General features: G+C 34.7%; 19 protein-coding genes and 1 tRNA gene. 1 reads left to right on the top strand and 19 read right to left on the bottom strand.

Annotated elements, in window-relative coordinates:
- Window positions 1-221: 221 nt before the first annotated feature.
- From eno to rpoN, 8 genes are all read right to left on the bottom strand, one after another.
- Window positions 222-1,517, bottom strand: coding sequence for a phosphopyruvate hydratase (eno, locus tag COI44_RS14190; protein ID WP_098428543.1), 1,296 nt, complete (start codon window positions 1,515-1,517; stop codon window positions 222-224).
- Between the two features lie 64 nt (window positions 1,518-1,581).
- Window positions 1,582-3,114, bottom strand: a complete 1,533-nt coding sequence (gene gpmI / locus COI44_RS14185; protein ID WP_098428542.1) for a 2,3-bisphosphoglycerate-independent phosphoglycerate mutase — start codon at window positions 3,112-3,114, stop codon at window positions 1,582-1,584.
- Window positions 3,114-3,869: a triose-phosphate isomerase gene (gene tpiA, locus COI44_RS14180; RefSeq protein ID WP_098428541.1), complete on the bottom strand. Its 756-nt coding sequence runs from the start codon at window positions 3,867-3,869 to the stop codon at window positions 3,114-3,116. Before tpiA ends, gpmI begins: the two co-directional genes overlap by 1 nt.
- 79 nt (window positions 3,870-3,948) lie before the next feature.
- Window positions 3,949-5,130, bottom strand: a complete 1,182-nt coding sequence (locus COI44_RS14175) for a phosphoglycerate kinase (RefSeq protein ID WP_098428540.1) — start codon at window positions 5,128-5,130, stop codon at window positions 3,949-3,951.
- 242 nt (window positions 5,131-5,372) lie between these two features.
- A complete protein-coding gene (gene gap, locus COI44_RS14170; protein WP_098428539.1) occupies window positions 5,373-6,380 on the bottom strand; it encodes a type I glyceraldehyde-3-phosphate dehydrogenase in 1,008 nt (335 codons plus the stop codon).
- A gap of 41 nt (window positions 6,381-6,421) precedes the next feature.
- Window positions 6,422-7,450, bottom strand: coding sequence for a sugar-binding transcriptional regulator (locus COI44_RS14165; RefSeq protein WP_098428538.1), 1,029 nt, complete (start codon window positions 7,448-7,450; stop codon window positions 6,422-6,424).
- A gap of 192 nt (window positions 7,451-7,642) precedes the next feature.
- A complete protein-coding gene (locus COI44_RS14160) occupies window positions 7,643-7,882 on the bottom strand; it encodes a glutaredoxin family protein (RefSeq protein ID WP_483295486.1) in 240 nt (79 codons plus the stop codon).
- A 13-nt stretch (window positions 7,883-7,895) separates the two neighbouring features.
- Window positions 7,896-9,197: an RNA polymerase factor sigma-54 gene (rpoN, locus tag COI44_RS14155; protein WP_098428537.1), complete on the bottom strand. Its 1,302-nt coding sequence runs from the start codon at window positions 9,195-9,197 to the stop codon at window positions 7,896-7,898.
- 148 nt (window positions 9,198-9,345) lie between these two features.
- On the opposite strand from rpoN, the gene COI44_RS14150 reads away from it, so the two are divergent.
- Window positions 9,346-12,066 carry a sigma-54-dependent transcriptional regulator gene (locus COI44_RS14150; RefSeq protein ID WP_098428536.1) on the top strand — a complete coding sequence of 907 codons (2,721 nt, stop codon included), beginning with the start codon at window positions 9,346-9,348 and terminating at the stop codon, window positions 12,064-12,066.
- 46 nt (window positions 12,067-12,112) lie between these two features.
- On the opposite strand, the gene chbG is transcribed toward COI44_RS14150, so the two are convergent.
- The 11 genes from chbG to COI44_RS14100 all read right to left on the bottom strand — a co-directional run bounded on the left by chbG (window position 12,113) and on the right by COI44_RS14100 (window position 20,182).
- Complete coding sequence (chbG, locus tag COI44_RS14145) at window positions 12,113-12,829, bottom strand: chitin disaccharide deacetylase (protein WP_098428535.1); 717 nt, start codon at window positions 12,827-12,829, stop codon at window positions 12,113-12,115.
- A gap of 79 nt (window positions 12,830-12,908) precedes the next feature.
- Complete coding sequence (locus COI44_RS14140) at window positions 12,909-14,246, bottom strand: 6-phospho-beta-glucosidase (RefSeq protein ID WP_098428534.1); 1,338 nt, start codon at window positions 14,244-14,246, stop codon at window positions 12,909-12,911.
- 72 nt (window positions 14,247-14,318) lie between these two features.
- Window positions 14,319-14,639: a PTS lactose/cellobiose transporter subunit IIA gene (locus COI44_RS14135; protein ID WP_098428533.1), complete on the bottom strand. Its 321-nt coding sequence runs from the start codon at window positions 14,637-14,639 to the stop codon at window positions 14,319-14,321.
- A gap of 22 nt (window positions 14,640-14,661) precedes the next feature.
- On the bottom strand, window positions 14,662-16,017 hold the full coding sequence (locus COI44_RS14130; protein WP_098428532.1) for a PTS sugar transporter subunit IIC: 1,356 nt from the start codon (window positions 16,015-16,017) through the stop codon (window positions 14,662-14,664).
- A gap of 44 nt (window positions 16,018-16,061) precedes the next feature.
- Entirely contained in the window at window positions 16,062-16,364 is a 303-nt protein-coding gene (locus tag COI44_RS14125; RefSeq protein WP_097973524.1) for a PTS sugar transporter subunit IIB, read from the bottom strand.
- Window positions 16,365-16,804: 440 nt separating this feature from the next.
- Entirely contained in the window at window positions 16,805-17,125 is a 321-nt protein-coding gene (locus COI44_RS14120) for a PTS lactose/cellobiose transporter subunit IIA (RefSeq protein WP_098428531.1), read from the bottom strand.
- A 25-nt stretch (window positions 17,126-17,150) separates the two neighbouring features.
- Window positions 17,151-18,509, bottom strand: a complete 1,359-nt coding sequence (locus COI44_RS14115) for a PTS sugar transporter subunit IIC (protein WP_098428530.1) — start codon at window positions 18,507-18,509, stop codon at window positions 17,151-17,153.
- A 43-nt stretch (window positions 18,510-18,552) separates the two neighbouring features.
- Window positions 18,553-18,855 (bottom strand): PTS sugar transporter subunit IIB, encoded by a 303-nt coding sequence (locus tag COI44_RS14110; RefSeq protein ID WP_098428529.1) that lies wholly within the window; start codon window positions 18,853-18,855, stop codon window positions 18,553-18,555.
- Window positions 18,856-19,189: 334 nt separating this feature from the next.
- On the bottom strand, window positions 19,190-19,483 hold the full coding sequence (locus COI44_RS14105) for a DUF6509 family protein (RefSeq protein WP_098428528.1): 294 nt from the start codon (window positions 19,481-19,483) through the stop codon (window positions 19,190-19,192).
- A 270-nt stretch (window positions 19,484-19,753) separates the two neighbouring features.
- Complete coding sequence (locus COI44_RS24215) at window positions 19,754-19,909, bottom strand: hypothetical protein (RefSeq protein WP_179887128.1); 156 nt, start codon at window positions 19,907-19,909, stop codon at window positions 19,754-19,756.
- A gap of 200 nt (window positions 19,910-20,109) precedes the next feature.
- Window positions 20,110-20,182: transfer RNA gene (locus COI44_RS14100), tRNA-Arg, on the bottom strand.
- Window positions 20,183-20,389 lie beyond the last annotated feature (207 nt).

Raw genomic sequence — 20,389 nt, 5'->3', positions numbered from 1 at the left:
TCTCTTATTTTTAATTCATTCCAAATTCATCTCAATTAAACAAAAGAACTAATGTTCGTGTATTCTTATTTTAACATTAGGATTCTTTAATAATCAATCCCAATTATTACTAAACGAAAACATTTTAAGCAATAAAAAAAAGAGAAGGTGACGATCCTTCTCTTTTTAACGTGTCTATAATGGATTATGTTTTTTTGTTAATGCACTTAGTTTTGATTAAATTATTTTCTTAAGTTGTAGAAAGATTTTAATCCTTGGTATACTGCGCTTTCGCCTAACTCGTCTTGAATACGTAATAATTGGTTGTATTTAGCGATACGGTCTGTACGAGAAGCAGAACCTGTTTTAATTTGACCAGCATTTGTAGCAACTGCGATATCAGCGATTGTGCTATCTTCAGTTTCACCAGAACGGTGAGAAACTACTGCAGTGTAACCTGCACGTTTAGCCATTTCGATTGCATCGAAAGTTTCAGTTAATGTACCGATTTGGTTAACTTTGATAAGGATTGAGTTTGCGATACCTTTTTCAATGCCTTCAGCTAATTTTTTAGTGTTTGTAACGAATAAATCGTCACCTACTAATTGTACTCGGCTACCTAAACGTTCTGTTAATAATTTGTGACCATCCCAGTCATTTTCATCTAAACCATCTTCAATTGAAAGGATTGGGAAATCATTGCAAAGTTGCTCGTAGAAATCAACCATTTCAGCTGAAGATACACCAGTGCGTCCTTCACCCGCAAGATCGTATTTACCAGTTTCTTTGTTAAAGAATTCAGAAGAAGCAACGTCCATTCCTAAGAATACTTGCTCTCCAGCTTTATAACCAGCTTTATCAATTGCTTCCATGATTACTTCTAAAGCTTCACGGTTTGAACCAAGGTTTGGAGCGAATCCACCTTCGTCACCTACAGCTGTGTTTAAACCTTTGTCATGTAATACAGCTTTAAGGTTGTGGAAAATTTCAGTACCCATACGAATTGCTTCTTTAAAGCTTTCAGCACCTACAGGTAAGATCATGAATTCTTGGAAGTCTACGTTATTATCAGCATGAGAACCACCGTTGATGATGTTCATCATTGGAACTGGTAATTGTTTCGCATTAAATCCACCAAGGTATTGGTATAATGGTAAACCTAATTCATCAGCTGCTGCACGAGCTACTGCCATAGATACACCTAGGATTGCGTTAGCACCTAATTTACCTTTGTTTTCAGTACCATCTAGCTCAATCATACGACGGTCGATTGAAACTTGATCAGTTACTTCGAATCCAACGATTTCTTCAGCTAAAATATCATTAACGTTAGCTACAGCTTTCTCAACACCTTTACCAAGGTAACGAGATTTGTCTCCATCACGTAATTCAACAGCTTCATATTCACCAGTAGAAGCACCACTTGGTACTAGTGCACGGCCAAAGCCACCATCTTCTGTATAAACTTCTACTTCAACAGTAGGGTTACCACGAGAATCTAATACTTCGCGAGCATAAACATCAATAATCATTGACATAATAAAATCTCTCCTTTTGTTGCGTTATACGCATAATTAAAAACTTTTTATATTAACTGTTCACTTATTTAATAAGTGATTTACCAGTCATTTCTTTTGGTTGTTCTACTTTTAATAAATCAAGAACAGTTGGAGCTAAATCACCTAAAATACCATCTTCACGTAACGTAATACCTTCTTCAGTAACAATAACTGGTACAGGATTAGTCGTGTGAGCTGTCATAGGTTCACCCTCAGGTGTAATTTCCTCATCAGCATTTCCATGGTCAGCAGTAATGATTGCTTTTCCGCCTTTAGCAAGAATTGCATCAACTACTTCTCCTAAACATTCGTCAACTGCTTCAATTGCTTTAATTGTCGGCTCAAGTTTTCCTGAATGTCCTACCATATCTGGATTTGCAAAGTTTAAGATGATTACATCATGCTTGTCTGCAGCAATCTCTTTAAGTAATGCATCTTTTACTTCATAAGCACTCATTTCAGGTTGCAGATCGTATGTTGCAACTTTTGGCGAGTTAATCAAAATACGTTCTTCACCTGGGAACTCTGCTTCACGGCCTCCACTAAAGAAAAATGTAACGTGTGGATACTTTTCCGTTTCAGCAATTCTTAATTGATTTAAATTATTTTGAGCAAGAACTTCACCTAAAGTGTTATCTAGGTTTGTTGGTTTAAATGCAACATAACCTTGTACTGTTTCACTAAAATGTGTTAAACAAACGAAATGAACATTTTTCGGGAACTTACTTCCACGATCAAAGTCACGGAAATCATCGTTTGTAAATACATTTGAAATTTGAATTGCACGGTCAGGTCTGAAGTTATAGAAGATAATTGAATCATCATCACTTATTGTTGCAACTGGTGTTCCATTTTCTTTTACCATTACAGAAGGTAAAACGAATTCATCATGGATACCGTTCGCATATGAATCTTCAATTAATTCATACGGACTTGTATAAGTTGGTCCTTCTCCATAAACCATTGCACAATAGCATTTTTCTACTCGATCCCAACGTTTGTCACGGTCCATGGAATAATAACGGCCAGAAATTGTTGCAAATTCTCCGACACCATATTCTTTAAACTTTGCTTCAGTTTGATCGATATATTTTTTAGCTGTAGTTGGACCAACATCTCGTCCATCAAGGAAAGCATGTAAATATACTTTTTTCAAACCTTCTTCAGCAGCTAATTTTAATAAAGCAAACATGTGATTAATATGGCTGTGAATACCACCATCAGACAGTAGACCGAAAATATGTAATGCTTTATCTTTTTCTTTTGCACTTTTAATTGCATCGATGAATGTATCATTTTTTTCGAATTCGCCTTCACGAATTGCCTTATTTACACGCGTTAAGCTTTGATAAACAATTCGTCCCGCTCCGATATTCAAATGACCAACTTCAGAATTACCCATTTGTCCTTCAGGTAAACCTACTGCTTCACCGCTAGCAGTTAATTGTGCGTGAGGATATTTATTCCAATATCTATCATAATTTGGTTTCTTCGCTTGTGCAACAGCATTTCCAAATGTTTCATCGCGCAAACCAAATCCATCTAGGATAATTAACGCTACTGGTTGTTTACTCATTACTTAACAGCCTCCAATAATGCAAGGAAAGAAGCTGGTTCTAAACTTGCTCCACCTACTAACGCACCGTCAATATCAGGTTGAGCCATATATTCTTTAATGTTTTCAGGTTTTACACTGCCACCATATTGAACACGTACAGATTCTGCAACAGTTTCATCATAAAGACTTGCTACAACATCACGAACAAATTTACATGAATCTTGTGCATCTTTTTCTGTAGCAGATTTACCTGTTCCAATTGCCCAAATTGGTTCATATGCAATTACTAAATTCTTTACTTGCTCATCTGTAAGACCTGCAAGATCAGCAGTTAATTGAGTACGAATAACTTCCTCAAATTTACCGCCTTCACGTTCTTCAAGCGTTTCGCCACAGCAAAGAATTGGAGTAAGACCATGCTCGAAAGCTTTTTTTGTTTTACTATTAATAAACTCATCTGTTTCGCCATAATATTCACGACGCTCAGAATGTCCGATAATCGCATAAGTTACGCCTAAATCTTTAAGTGCTACTGGGCTAATTTCTCCAGTATAAGCTCCACTATCTTGATTACTTACATTTTGAGAACCAATTTTTAATTCAGTTCCTTTTACACCGTATAACATAGGTGCAATAAATAATGCAGGCGCACAAACTGCTGAATCTACTGTATCAGATGATGGAATGCTATTTTTTACTTCCTCAACGAATGTCATTGCTTCGTTAAGCGTCTTATTCATTTTCCAGTTACCTGCGATAATTGGTTTACGCATGAGAAACACCTTCCTAACAATTGGTAAGACATAAAATCTTACTCTATTTCTATTACTAAATATTGTAAAGCTATTAGACTTATTTATCGTTTAATAATGCAACTCCAGGAAGTTCTTTACCTTCCATAAATTCTAATGAAGCACCGCCACCAGTAGAAATATGGCTCATTTTATCTGCTAGGCCGAATTTTTCAGCAGCAGCAGCTGAGTCTCCTCCACCGATAATTGAATAAGCATCTGAATCTGCTAATGCTTGCGCTACTCCTTTAGTACCTTGTGCAAATTTATCGATTTCAAATACACCCATAGGTCCATTCCAAATGACTAATTTAGAGCTTTTAATGACATCTGCATAAAGAGCAGTTGTTTTTGGTCCAATATCAAGAGCTTGCCAATCTGAAGGAATGCTATCAATATCAACTTCCTGAGTATTAGCATCTTCACCGAATTTGTCAGCTATAATTGCATCAATTGGCATATAGAATTTAACGCCTTTCGCTTCGGCTTTTTGGATAAATTCATTTGCTAAATCAATTTTATCCTCTTCTAAAAGAGATTGACCGATTTCATAGCCTTTAGCTTTTAAGAATGTATAAGCTAGTCCGCCACCAATAATTAAGTTATCTACTTTTTCTAATAAGTTTTCAATTACGCCAATTTTATCTCGAACTTTCGCTCCACCGATAATAGCTGTAAATGGGCGCTCTGGATTAGAAAGTGCTTTACCTAAAACATTAATTTCTTTTTCCATTAAGAAACCTGCTACAGCTGGGATATGTTTAGCAATACCAGCAGTTGTAGCATGTGCACGGTGTGCAGCACCAAAAGCATCGTTTACATATACATCAGCTAATGAAGCAAATTCTTTTGCTAGAGCTTCATCATTTTTCTCTTCGCCTGGGTAGAAACGAACGTTTTCTAATAATAAAACATCGCCTTCGTTCATTTTGCTGATTTCTTCTTGAACTTTAGGTCCATATGCTTCATCAGCTTTAATAACGTTTTTACCTAATTTTTCACTTAAACGTGTAGCAACAGCATTTAAACGCATGTCTTCATTTACTTGTCCTTTTGGACGTCCTAAGTGAGATGCTAAAATAACTTTTGCTCCGTTTTCTATTAAATACTGAATCGTAGGAAGAGCAGCACGAATACGGGTATCATCTGTTACTTCACCATTTGCCATTGGTACGTTAAAATCTACACGGCAAAATACGCGTTTTCCTTTTACATCAATGTCATGTAATGACTTTTTGTTCATAGTAGGTGCCTCCAGTACTGTTTTTATTCATCCATATTCAATTCCACTGGTCGATCCGTCTCATACAAAGTCGTATCTATTCTGTGATATTGTCACCGCAATTTTAACAGATTATGTACACCAATTGGAATTTATTTCTAGAGTATTTTTTAATATTGTGTTGGATTAGTGACAAAAGAGGATTTTTTCAAACAAAAGAGGGGAGGAAAATCCCCTCGCCCTCATATTAATTTATATTAAAATTATAGACCTTTTGAAGCGATGTGAGCTACTAAGTCAACTACACGAGTTGAGTAACCAGTTTCATTATCGTACCAAGAAAGGATTTTAACCATATTACCTTCCATAGTCATTGTAGATAATGCATCGATTGTAGATGAGTTTGTGCAACCGTTATAGTCGATTGATACTAATGGCTCTTCAGAGTATCCTAAGATACCTTTTAATTCGCCTTCAGAAGCAGCTTTAAATGCAGCATTTACTTCTTCAGCAGTAACTTCAGCATTTAATTCTACTACTAAGTCAACTAAAGATACGTTAGCAGTTGGTACACGTACAGCACCACCGTTTAATTTACCTTTTAATTGAGGTAATACTAATGAAACTGCTTTAGCAGCACCAGTAGTTGTTGGAATCATGCTCATTGCAGCAGCACGTGCACGACGTAAATCTTTGTGTGGTAAATCTAAAATTTGTTGGTCATTTGTGTAAGAGTGAACAGTTGTCATCATACCACGTTTGATACCGAATTTTTCGTCTAATACTTTAGCAAATGGAGCTAAACAGTTAGTTGTACAAGAAGCATTAGAAATTACATTGTGGCTAGCTGCATCGTATTTGTCATCATTTACACCCATTACGATCGTGATATCTTCATTAGAAGCTGGTGCAGAGATAATTACTTTTTTAACTGATCCACCTAAGTGTTTTTCAGCATCTTTTTTATCTGTGAAACGACCAGTAGATTCTACTACAACTTCTACTCCGTAATCGCTCCAAGGTAAAACTGCTGGGTCACGCTCAGCAATTACTTTAATTTCGCTTCCGTTAACAACGATTGAATCGCCATTAACTGTTACTTCAGCGTTTACTGAACCGTGAACTGAATCATATTTTAATAAGTGAGCTAAAGTTTTAGCGTCTGTTAAGTCATTGATTGCTACAACCTCTACGTTTGGGTTGTTTAAAGCTGCGCGGAAAACCATACGTCCGATACGTCCAAATCCATTAATACCAATTTTAGTTGCCATTTTTAATTTCCTCCTTTTAATAGGTAGAAGCTTATTTTATTTTAAAGGGTACATCCTTTAATTAACTCTTTTGCTGCTCCTTCGTCAGTGACGAGGATGTTTACATGACCTTTCTTTAAGAAAGAAGCCATTGCTTTTGCTTTAGAAGATCCTCCAGCTACTCCCAGTACATAAGGTATATTCTCCAATTCATTCAGTTGTAAACCAATAGTTCTTACCCTGTATACAACTTCACCATTTTCATTAAAGTAATAGCCAAATGCCTCTCCTACAGCTTCAGATTCAGTTAAGATTTCTAACTGTTCTGATGAAGATTGTCTTCGTTTTGCCATCGTAAATGCATCTCCAATGCCGTGTACGACAATTGAAGAAGATCGAATTAAATTTAGAACCTCTTTTACTCTTGGTTCTTCCATCATAGTTACATAGGCCTCTTCACTAAGTTCATCTGGCAAGTGAAGTAATCGATAATTACCTTTTGCCATTTCAGCCATTTTTGCACAAATCGTATTTGCTTGATTTCTTACTTCTTCACCTAAACCGCCTCGCGCTGGTACAAATAAGGTATTTAGATCTTTAGAGTCATCATTCATCATTTCAGCTACAGCAGCTAAAGTGGAACCACCAGTAACAGCAACAATATTATTTGTTTCTAGCCTTTGGTTTATACAGCCAACAGCTGCTCGACCCATCTCTTTTTTTACCCAGTCCAGCTCATCACTATCGCCTGAAACAACGATTACTTCTTTAAGATTAAATGTTTCCTTAAGCAAGTCTTCGATATTTTTCAAACCGAATAGTTCACGCATTGGTTCTTCTAGGTCTAGAAGTAAACTTAGTCCTTCATCCGTTAATGTCATGCCAGAAGATGCGACATTAATCAGTCTTTGCTCTTTTAATAAAGCAACTTCTGATCTAAGTACTCTTTCTGTTAATCCTACGCTAGTAGACAAATTCCTTCGACCAATCGGCTGCATAATTCGTATATATTGTAGGATTTGAAATCTCTTTTGGATAACCGGTATTAGATCAGGTAATAATTTTTGTTGTAGCTTTAAAATATGGTTCATTTTCATCTCCTCTTTCACAGAGTATTCACTCGGGTCTAATTATGTCCCACTATGACATATTATGTCCCACTTGTTTTAAAAAAATTACAGCGTTTTGCAACGTTGTTTTTTTGAACAAGATTTACTCCAGAAGTGAAATAACCCTGCTACATTTATATTGTAACAGGGTCATTCATTTCTTTCAACTGATAACTACCCATTTATGGCATTTAATATGTCAATCTTATGAATTTTTCCGTATGCAACAGTTTCCCCATTAATTTGAATAACAGGAATCATTAGTTGATATTCCTCTAATAATGCATCATCAGAATAAATATCAATTTCATTTACTTGGATTTCATATTCAGATTGGACCAAACGAATTGCATCTTTTGCTTCTTCGCATAATCCACAATTCTCTTTTGTAAGTAAAGTTAACTTAATCGACATTCCATTCTCCTTTTTAACTAAAGCGCTTTCGTTTTGATGAACCAGGAATTCTAAGGATATCTCTATATTTAGCTACAGTTCTTCTAGAGATTTCCACTCCATGTTTTTCAGCTAATAATTCAACTAGCTTTTGATCTGATAATGGTTTTTCTTTGTTTTCTTCATCTACTAGCTGCTTTATGAATACCTGTACACTCGTTGATGCAAGCTCCTCGCCGTCCACACTTACACCTTGATGGAAGAATTTCTTCATTTCATATAAACCAAACGGTGTCTGTACATATTTGTTTTTACAAGTACGACTAATTGTCGATTCATGTAATGAAAGTTCTTCCGCTATCTCTTTTAAAGTAAGAGTTTTTAAATTTGCAGGACCTTTTTCAAAAAAAGCAATTTGCTTTCGAAGAATACAATTCATTACTGCCAACATCGTTGATTTTCGTTCTTCCAAGCTTTTCATTAACCAGTTAACTTGTGTATTTTTATCCTTTAAATAAGTTGAAACTTCCTTCTCATGTTGACCATTTAATATTGAAGAATATTCATTAAGTATTTTTAAACGCGGCATAATTTTATCATTAATTAGAACAACAAATTCCCCGCCTATTTTTTCAACTGTTAAATCAGGAGCTACATAATTTACTTGGTCTTGGAAATAATTTAAACCTGGCCTTGGTTGCAAGGTTAAAATTAAGTCAATTTCTCTTTGTAAATCAGGTAAGCTAATCTTAAGTTTCTTCGCTATTTCTTTCCAGTTTTTATTAACAAATAGATCAAAATAATCTTTAATGACCTGTTTTGCAATTGTTGTATCAGCTTCAAGGCCATTTAGTTGAATCAATAAGCACTCTTTAACCGATCTTGCTCCAACTCCTGAGGGTTCAAAACGTTGAAGTGTATCAATGCAGATTTGTAATTGGACGAAAGAAATATTTAATTCATGTATAAGCTCTTCATCTGATTCCATCAAAAATCCATTTTTATCTAAGTTATAAATTAAATATTTTATAATTTTATATTCCTCATTATCAATTTTCAACTCATTTAACTGACTAACAAGTTCTTCTTGTAATGTTTCTGTTCTTAGAGTATATAACTCCATTCCTTGTCCGCTGGAAGTAGTTTGTTGTTTGATTTTTGAAGAAGTGTAATCGTTATAAGGAGTTTCGACTTCAATTAAGGGATTTTCTAATGATTGCTCAAATAAAAAATCAGTAAGTTCTTGGGCATTAAATTGAAGCATTGTAATGGCTTGTCGTAGTTCCTGAGTCATTGCAAGTTTCAATGATTGTTTTTGCATTAAATTCATTTCCATACTACTTCACTCCCTTATTACTATTTTACTCGATATTTAACTTTTTCATAGTACTTGACGAATTGTTATACTAATTTAAATATAGTGAAAACGTTTACTTTTTCCTGTATAGTTAAAGTATACAACTCTTTATGATGGGTGGGCCATTATGAACAGAAAAAACCAGATTTATGAAGTTTTTCTTCAAAGTAAGGAGCAAGGTTTTTCCGCTATTGAGATTGCTCAAAAGCTCGGTTTAGATAGAGCAAACGTTAGCAGTGATTTAAATAAATTAGTCAAAGAAAATTTATTAATTAAAACAAATTCTAGACCGGTTGTATTTAAACTTCAGTCTGATAGTATACAACAACTGAATAAATCTCAAAACAATCCAGCAAGTTCAAACTATCAATATGAATATTTTTATGAAGAGAATATTAGTCTAAGACCTGCCATCGAAAAAGCAAGATCAGCTATTCTCTATCCACCAAATGGTATGCATACGTTAATACTCGGTGAGACAGGTGTTGGTAAATCTGCTTTTGCTAAAAGAATGCATGATTACGCAATTCGTTCGAATGTTTTAGAAAAGGATTCTCCATTCATTATTTTTAATTGCGCGGACTATGCAAATAATCCACAACTATTATTAGGTCAGCTATTCGGTGTAAGAAAAGGTGCTTATACAGGTGCAACAGAACAAAAAGGCTTACTTGAAAAAGCAAATAATGGAATATTATTTTTAGACGAGGTTCATCGTCTTACTCCAGAAGGTCAAGAAATGTTATTTACGTTCATTGATTATAAGTTGTATAGAAGACTAGGAGAGACAGAAAACGAACGAACATCGAATGTTTTAATCATTTCAGCAACAACAGAGGATCCCGGGTCCACTTTATTATCTACATTTACTCGCCGGATCCCTATGGTCATTACATTGCCGGCTCTTCGTGATCGAACATATGAAGAGAGATTGACTCTGATTAAACGATTTTTCACGGAAGAAAGTGTTCGTCTAGGAAAAGAAATCGTTGTCAGTGCAAATACAATTCGCTCTTTTCTATTTTATCCGTGTAAAAACAATATCGGACAACTTAAAGCTGATATTCAATTAGCTTGCGCAAAGGCTTACGCAGATTTTATTACTCATAAACATGACAAAATACGAATTTATAGCACAGATTTGAACTGGTATGTGAAGGAAGGCTTATTCATTGAAAAAAAGGTGAAACATGCAGTCACACTTTTAAACGAGCATTTTGAATTTTCACCAACAAAGGGTATAACAAGTAACCAACAATTGGATCATTCTGCAGATACAATTTATGACCGAATTGATACGAAATATGAAGAACTAAAACAACGTGGTGTTGCTCAGGACGAGTTATCTTTACTAATGGAGAACGATATCGAAAGTTATTTTACGCATTATTTAACTTCTATTAATCGCAAACTATCTAGTAAAGAAAATATCCAAAAAATAATCAAGCCTGAAATCGTTACACTAAGTGAAAAGGTACTAAAACTAGCAGAAGAAAAATTAAGTAAGAGATTTAATGAAAAAATACTTGTTGCACTTAGCTTACATATACAAACCCTATTACAACGTATTCAGTCAAACAAGAAAATTTATCATCCAAATATAACGCAAATCCGAGATCAATATAAGAAAGAGTTTTCCGTTTCAATTGAATGTGTAAAAATGATTGAAGATTTTTCAAACGTTTCAATCCCATTTGATGAAGTAGCATTTATAACGATGTTTTTTGTATATGGAAACGAAGATTTTAAAGTGACTAGTTCTAATGTAAAAGTAATTGTATTAGCTCACGGTAATGGTATTGCTAGAGAAATGGCAAATGTAACAAATGAACTGTTAGAAAACGAAGAAGTTATTGGAATCGATATGCCATTAAGTGAACCACCACAAGATTTTTTAATTGGAGTAAAAGATTATATTAAATCTTTAGGTAAATTAAATGGAATTCTACTTTGTATCGATATGGGGTCACTATCTTATATCGGCGACATAATTGAAGCCGAATTTTCAATTCCAGTACGCGTGATTCAAATGGTAAGTACTGCACATGTAATCGAAGCCTCAAGAAAAGCGACACTCGGTTATAATTTAGACGAGCTTTATCAGGATGTACGAAACTTAACTACTTTCTTCATCAATTCTCATTCGAATAAAACGAAACAACCTGAATTTAATCGTTCTGTCATTTTAACTGCATGTTTGACTGGTCAGGGAAGTGCAATAGCCATTAAAAATATACTAGCGAATAACTTGGTCTATGATAAAGAGATGCTAGAAATCGTGCCAATTAGCCTTTTAAATAAAGACGAATTACAAAAAATGTTAAATGATATATCAAAAGAACGAAGTATCGTTTGTATTGTTTCGAATTTTGATATAAATGTTCCATTTAATACGTTTCATTTACAGGATGTATTAAATATGAAGGCTACAAAGACAATACAAGAATTGATCACTTATGAAGAAACGTATTTAAAAATGGCTGAAACATTACAAGAGACTATTTCTTTAAAGGATGCTAAAAAAGTAATTAGTGTGATTAGACGTGCCTTGAACGATATACAAGTCCAAACAGACAAATTTTTCAAAAATGAGGATTTAATGGGAATTGTTATTCATATGAGTTGCATGATCGACCGAATTCAAAACTCACAGCCTCTAATCCCATTTAAAAATAAAGAAGATAAAATAAATAGTGACTATATGCTATATTTAAAAATCAAAAAAATAATGCAACAAATTGAGGATGCTTGTGACATTATCATACCTGATGATGAAATATGTTACTTAATGGAATTTTATTCTAGAAATGATATTAGCAGATTAGATGAAGAATTTTATATAAAATAAGAAAAAGCCAGTTACTTCGATGAAGAAACTGGTTTTTTTCACTATATTAATACTTTACTAGCTCTACTCCCTCAGGAAGTTTTGAGTTCGTTAAGATATCTAGTTCTGTTAATCTCTCAAAGCAATATGATGTACCATTTTTTAAATGATTATCTACTAATGCAGGATGTACCATAACCTCTACTGACTCAACATTATTATTTATTCTGTCTTCTATTGTCTCAAAATAGTTTATTGGAATATCACTACCATAAAAATCGGTTAATAATTGATCCGTAAAAGGTTCGATTCCGTCTATTTGACTCTTTGGAGAAATTCGGACAGGGAGATCATACTTTTTAGATAATTTTGCAATGACTGGGTGTAGAATTGGGATCATGTGTACATGGTGATGACTATCTAGATGTGAAGGATTTAATCCATAAGAAAGAAACTTTTGAATTTGAGCATCCCATTCCTTTACAACTTCTTCAACATTAATAACTGGATTATCATACCAATAACTATTTTTAAGAAAAGCCCCATTTTGATCTACGATTGTTTGTAGACCTGTTAATAAAGGTTTGCCCGCAGTTAATACAAGATGTACACCTAATCCTAATGTAGGATGTAATTTTGCTAATTCAATTCCATGCTCCACAGCATACATATTCATCATCATAGTCGCGGAGTTCACTATTCCATTCAAATGTGATTCAATGATGCCATAATTTACACCTTTTGAATATCCGAAATCATCTGCATTTACAATAAGCTTCGTCATCATTCATTCCCCTTTTTTCTTTTAGTATGATTAAAAGGGATGCACTCTTTCATTCGAGCTACATCCCTCTTTTTATTCGTTAATTTGCTGCTACTTTTTCGTTTTTGAAGAATTGAGGTAAATGCTCTTTGTGAGCCTCTAACATTTCATCTAGAATTTGTTTTGCTAAATGATCAGATCCAACTAGTGGGTTGATACACATAGCAAGTAATGCTGTTTTATAATCACCAGTTACTCCAGCTTCCGCAGCAACACGTTCGAATGATTTAATTTGTTGTACTAAACCGCGTACTGCAACCGGCAAGTCACCCATCGTAATTGGTTTCGGACCATCTTTTGTAATAAGTGCACTTACTTCAACAGCACAATCATCTGGAATTGATGCAATGGCACCATTATTCATTGTGTTAACAGGTTGGATATCACCTTTATTGTTATATAGAGATGAAATTAATCGGCATGCAGCATCACTATAATAAGCTCCGCCGCGTTTTTCTAATTGTGGTGGCTTAATATTTAAATTAGGATCTTTATATAATTCGAATAATGATTCTTCTAATTTTTTTACAACCTCAGCACGCGTACCATCTTTTTTCGCTGCATCAAGCTCTTCCTCTAGCATTACTTTCGTTTGATAGTAGTAACGATGATACGGACATGGAATCACTCCAAGTGCTTCTATAAAATCAGGATTCCAATCCATTGCCTTAATATTTTGCATCGTCATACTTTCAGCAGGGCGTGCAAACTCACTTACAACACGACTTGTTACATTTTCTCCATCTAATAATACTTTCGTTCCGTAAACCATATGATTTAATCCCATAAAATCAATATGCACACGCTCAGCTTCTACCCCTAGACCTTTTGCAATGTTCATGTGAATGTGAATTGGTACATTACATAAACCAACTACTTTACGGAAATTTGTATATCTTAAAATCGCTTCTGTTAAAATACCCGTAGGATTCGTAAAGTTTACTAGCCAAGCATTTGGACAAAGCTCTTCAATATCCTTAACGATATCTAAAATAACCGGAATTGTACGAAGTGCTTTAAACAGACCACCTGGACCATTTGTTTCTTGACCAATTACCCCATATTTTAAAGGAATACGCTCATCCTTCATACGAGCTTCAAGTAAGCCTACACGAAATTGTGTCGTAACAAAATCAGCATCTTTAAGAGCAGCACGACGATCAAGTGTTAAATGAATTTCCATTGGTACTCCTGCTTTTTCTACCATTCTTTTCGCAAGATTCCCAACGATTTCAAGTTTCTCTCTACCTTCTTCAATGTCCACTAGCCAAAGCTCTCTTACAGGTAGTTCATCATAACGTTTAATAAATCCTTCAACTAATTCTGGAGTATAACTTGAACCGCCACCAATTGTTGCTATTTTAATACCGTTTCTCATTTTCTTCACTCCTTCTATATGATAGGAGAAAAGTAGCCCGGTCATTCTATGAAACTACTTTTCTCTTTTTTCTTATTTATTTAATTTTTCATGTAAGAAAATTATTTCTGATACTAAATCTCTCATCGTTAATGCATTCATTAAATGATCTTGAGCATGAATTAATAAGATACTTAATTCAACATTCTCTCCACGCGCTTCACCTTGAATTAATGAAGTTTGTGCCTGATGCGCAAGATTCAATTCTTTCTTTGCTTCTTCAATCTTACTATTTGCTTCTTCTAAATTACCCGCTCGAGCAGCCTGCATACCTTCCATTAATGAGCTTTTTGCGTTTCCTGCGTGTAAGATTAATTGGAATGCTGTTTGCTCGATTGTCGTTAAAGTACTCATTTCGTATCCTCCTCAAACTACATTACATTGCAGCACTTTGATTATTTGCTGCTTCTCTCATTTTTTTAGATTCCATTCGTCTTTGTAATGCAACGAAAGGTAAATAGATGACCACTGAGATAACTAAGTTAAATGCCGCTAAGGCTGCACCTGTCCAATGTCCTCCTGTAATCAACCACCCACCTAAAATTGGTGGTGTTACCCATGGAATATTCGTAGTTACTGGGTGAACCATACCTAAAGAAATCGCTAAATATGAAATAACTGTTAAGATAATTGGTGTACCAATGAATGGAATTAACCACATTGGATTTAACACGATTGGTAATCCGAAAAGAACTGGTTCATTAATTTGGAATAAACCTGGTGCCCCACCTAATCCAATCATTTGTTTATTACGTTTTCGATTAATTAATATCATTGAAATGATTAACCCTAACGTAGCACCTGATCCACCTAAGAATACAAATGCATCAAAGAACTGGCCTGCCATTACATTGTATTCACTCCACTTTGTAACACCTTTTGCTGCTAAATCAATATTTTCATTTCCTAAAGCTGTAAATAATGGTGTCGTAATTCCACCCAGTATATTCGGTCCATGTAAGCCAAGCATCCAGAAGAAATGAATAAAGAATGCTATACCGATTGCAAACGGTAAAGAGTCTGCAGCATTCGTTAATGGCTTAACAAGCACTGAGCTTAACCAATCATTAAAATATACGCCATCCGATAAATATAATCTGAATAGTAATCCAACAATCGCGACCACAAAGATTGTCAACATACCAGGTAATAGCTTTGCAAATGCTTTTGAAACTGCTGGTGGTACACCATCTGGTAATTTAATAACTAATTGCTTTACTCTTGATAAGCGAACAAAAATTTCTGTTGCAATAATGGCAACGATTATTCCGGTAAAAAGTGCAGTTGAATTAGTATAAGTAGAGTTCACTAACCCCCAAACACTACCAGTAGCCGTTTTTCCATTTTCTAATGTAACCGTTACAGTGTTTAATGATTGTGGCACTAGTACAAAATATGACGCTAATGCGACAAGCATTGCTTCAAATCCTTCATCACCATAAGAACGAGCTAATTTATAAGCAATCCCTACAACTGCAAATACAGTCATAAACGCAAATGTTCCCCACCAAATATCACTGCCAAGTGTTTTCCAATTCACTCCAAAAAGAGCTTCCATCATTTTGTCGTAACCTTTGATCGCTCCACCTAAATTATTAAATAAAACTGCAAACGAGCCGACCATTGTAATGGCAATCATCCCGATCAACGCATCGCGTATTGCTAATAAATGACGTTGGTTACCGAACTTTGCTGCAGCTGGCATTATATATCTATCTACAAAATTCATCATTTTTTAAGACTCCCTTTTGTTTAAAATGTATGCAACGTACATGACTATTTTTTTAAACTAAGTGCCAATTCTAAAACAGCTTCACCATTCATAAGTCCATAATGTACTGGATTGATTACATCAACTGGTATCCCTTTTGGCTCGGCAACTTTTTTCATCTCAGCAGCTAAATAACGTACTTGTGGTCCTAATAAAAGAACATCTGCTTTATCTAAATTTTCCTTTGCAGCATCACCTGAAACTGCCCAAATTTTCACTTCAATCCCCTTTGCTTTCGCTGCATCCTCCATTTTAGTTACTAGTAAACTAGTAGACATTCCTGCTGAACAAGCTAATAAAATATTCATTGTTATTCCTCCAGTTTTAGAATTAGTGTAGCGCTTACAGGTTTGTTTAAAAGTAAGAAACAGTTCCTTGTAGCATCTACAAATTAAATTATTTTGTACACTCTTTATATAGCAAATGGCGTGCCAACTTTTTCTGACATTCTCAAAAAAATGTAATTTACACAATGAAACCTTGTCCTATAAGGACTCATCGTCATGAAATCTTTTTTTGTTTTAAAAGGAAAGTAACTTAAAACAGCTAGTGTGTTAAATCTAGTTTGTTAATCTTCTGAAATTGTTTTAGTGTGTTATTATCCTGTTAGTGTGTCGCGATTTAAGTACACTAAATTATAGTGTTTTAAAACACTTTTCGATTCTTACTTAAATTATACAATTTGTTCTATGTAATCTATGAAAAAAAGTGATGTAGAATTAGTCTACACCACTTTTTTTATCAATTATTAAAGTGAAATTTTTTCATGCAAATAAATAATTTCCTCTACTAAATCTCTTGTTGTAAGAGTGTTCATTAAATGATCCTGTGCATGTACTAAAAGAATATTAATATTGTATTGTTGCCCACTAGCTTCGCTTTGTATAAGTGAAGTTTGTGAATGATGGGCCAATCTAAGTTCCGCATTCGCCTCGGTTACTTTTCTACGAGCTTCCTCGAACTCTCCATCACGAGCTTGATACATTGCTTCCATTAATAAACTCTTAGCATTACCGGAATGCAATATAAGCTGAAATGCAATTTGTTCATTATTTGTGTCGGTAGGCATTTGAACTCTTCTCCTTCACATTCTATTATACATTTAATGAATTACTACTTGTCGTTGTTTCAGTTGACTTTCTAGCTTCCATTCTTTCTGCTACTATAACGAATGGTAAGTAAATAACGATTGAAATCACTACGTTAACAAGCGATAAAACTGCACCGCTCCAGTGTCCACCTGTTGCTAAATAGCCACCTATAACTGGTGGAGTTACCCAAGGGATTGTAGAAACAACTGGAAAAACAATATGTGATTGAACAGCTAAATAAGAAATAATGGTTAAAATAATTGGAGTACAGATAAATGGTATTAACCAGACTGGGTTTAACACGATTGGTAAACCGAAAATAATTGGTTCATTAATATTAAATAATCCTGGTGGTGTTCCTAAAGCAATCATCTGTTTATGACGTTTACGGTTAACTAAGAACATTGCAATGAGTAAACCGATTGTAGTACCTGATCCACCCATATATACGAATGCGTCTAAGAATGGGCCTGCTAAAACAGAATACTTATCTAGATCTGTTACACCTTTTGCATATAAATCGATGTTATGGTTACCTAGAGTTGTTAATAAAGGAGTTGTAATACCCCCTAAAATATTTGGACCATGTAATCCAAGCGCCCAGAAGAAATGGACAAAAAATGCAATCGCAACTGCAAATCCTAATGAATCTGCTGCATCAGTTAATGGTTTTACAAGGACTGAATTTAACCAATCATTAAAGAATACGCCATTCGAAATATATAATCTGAACAATAAGCCAACTAATGCAACGATAAAAATTGTTAACATACCTGGTAATAACTTTGCAAATGCTTTTGATACTGCTGGTGGAACGCCATCTGGTAATTTAATAACTAATTGTTTCACTCTAGCTAAACGTACAAAAATTTCAGTTGCAATAATCGCAACGATAATTCCTGTAAATAAAGCCGTTGAGTTTAATGAATTCCAACTAATAAATCCCCAAGTTCCGCCTGTAGCTGTCTTACCACCATTTAACGTAACAGATACTGCAGCTAATGATTGTGGAACAAGTACAAAGTAACACGCTAAAGCAACAAGCATTGCTTCAAAACCTTCATCACCATAAGAACGAGCTAATCTATGCGCGATCCCTACTACGGCAAATACTGTCATAAATGCAAATGTTCCCCACCAAATATCACTGCCTAGTGTTTTCCAGTTTGCACCAAAGACTGTTTCCATCATTTTATCGTAGCCGTGGATTGCTCCACCTAAGTTATTAATAAGTACAGCAAAAGCTCCAATCATCGTAATGGCAATCATTCCAATTAACGCATCACGAATCGCTAACAAATGACGTTGATTACCAAACTTCGCTGCGGCAGGCATTATATACTTCTCAGCAAAACGCATCATTCAAATACACCTTCTTTTCTCTCTAGATTTTTACTTCCCCGTTTTATTTTTTCAAATTTAAAGCCATTTCTAGTACAGCTTCACCATTCATCAATCCATAATGCACCGGATTAATCGTATCTACTGGTATCCCTTTAGGCTCAGCTAGTTTCTTCATTTCTGAGACTAGATAACGAACCTGAGGACCAAGAAGTAATACATCCGCTTTGACTAAATTTTCTTTTGCCTCATCACCAGCAACAGCCCATATTGTTGCCTGAATTCCTTTGGCCTTAGCTGCTTGTTCCATTTTTGTAACTAGTAGACTAGTCGACATCCCTGCAGAACATACCAATAAGATATTCATCCTACACCTCCTCAATTTTTCTTGTCGATGAAACGCTTACATTTTTACAAATAATGACAAAAGAATTACGCGTTACAAGGACAAGTTGTGTAATCAATTTAAATATTGCAAATTCTGTGCCAATATTCTAAAAAATCTATCTATTTAAAAACACAACAAAAAAACCTTGATAAATCAAGGTTTTCAAAACGTAACATTTATTCAAAATATTAGTGTTTTATAAGTGTGTACACACAATTGGTACTGTGTTTACAATTACTCAATAGTGTGTTGAGAAATACCCAAAATAGGATATCTCCTAAGCTGAAGTGTGTCATTCAATAACACATTAATATTAAGCTTCAACTGTTAAATGAGTTTTACAAAACTCGAATACTTCTTTTTCTTCATCTTCTTCCAAATCAAAATCTAAATACTGATTTGATTCAGCTTCATACAAGTCATATTTAATTAATTTCGACACGTCACCATTTACTCCAAAAAGAGCTTTTATGTATATACCTTTTTCATTATATAATTCATCATCCTCTGGTACATTGATATAAAGTATAAACTCATATCGATCCCCTTCAATGATACCAAATGGATCTTTTATTTCTTCTACAGTGTATTCTGTAATCGTTAACACAAAAACATTCCCTTCAATTATAATATGTACTATTATACACAAAGAAATGAACAAAAAGAAAGACGCCTGCCGCAGCAGACGTCTTGATGCGTTTGAGGCGAGAGACCGGGCGGCCACATCCGCGCGTTTAGCTTGCGCATATCTCTCGTCTTACTCAAATTAGCTCATCGCAAAGAGTAATATATCATATATTTAAGAAAAAGGATAGAGGAAAAAAATAGAAGGAGTAAAAAGAGCAGATAAATTTTATATCTTTGTACATTTTCTAGTTTAGAAACAGAATTTAATGATTTTTAAGTCGATGCAGTATTTTTTCTTTTTAGATGTTGAGTACAGTTTATAGGTTTCATTAAATTTTAATTCTCTTTCTATTTCATCTTTATTGATTTGTGCCATTTCTTCAAGAAACCAAGAATTCATATCCATTTGAATGACCTCCCTTTATTTACTTTAATTATATGATTTTAAGTTAAGGGAAACCATTCTTCATTGGACGGAGTTTTAGTACATCTTTAGTTGTAGGGTAAAAGTAGGATTTAGGGCTGATCTTCAGGGTTAACAGAGAAAATAAAAACCGAGCGATATTTCTGTTGATTAACAGATCTTATCACTCGGTTTATTTTTAGCGCGCTCGACAGGATTCGAACCTGCGACACACGGTACCGGAAACCGATGCTCTATCCACTGAGCTACGAACGCATTTTATATAAAGGTAAAATAAGTTTACTCTGTCCCACCCTTGCCTCAGTATGTAATTGCAAGTAGCGGCTCGGCAAGTGCGCTCGAAGTAGTTTCATGGGTGCATAATCATTCGTGCTCTATCCACTGAGCTACGAACGCATGTTATATAAAGGTAAAATAAGTTTAGCGTAATTGTCGCCCCAATCTCAGGAGGTAAATGCAAGG

It is taken from the genome of Bacillus sp. AFS088145, assembly GCF_002564465.1.
GTDB lineage: Bacteria > Bacillota > Bacilli > Bacillales > Bacillaceae_G > Gottfriedia.
This window is presented reverse-complemented; position numbering and strand designations above follow the sequence as displayed.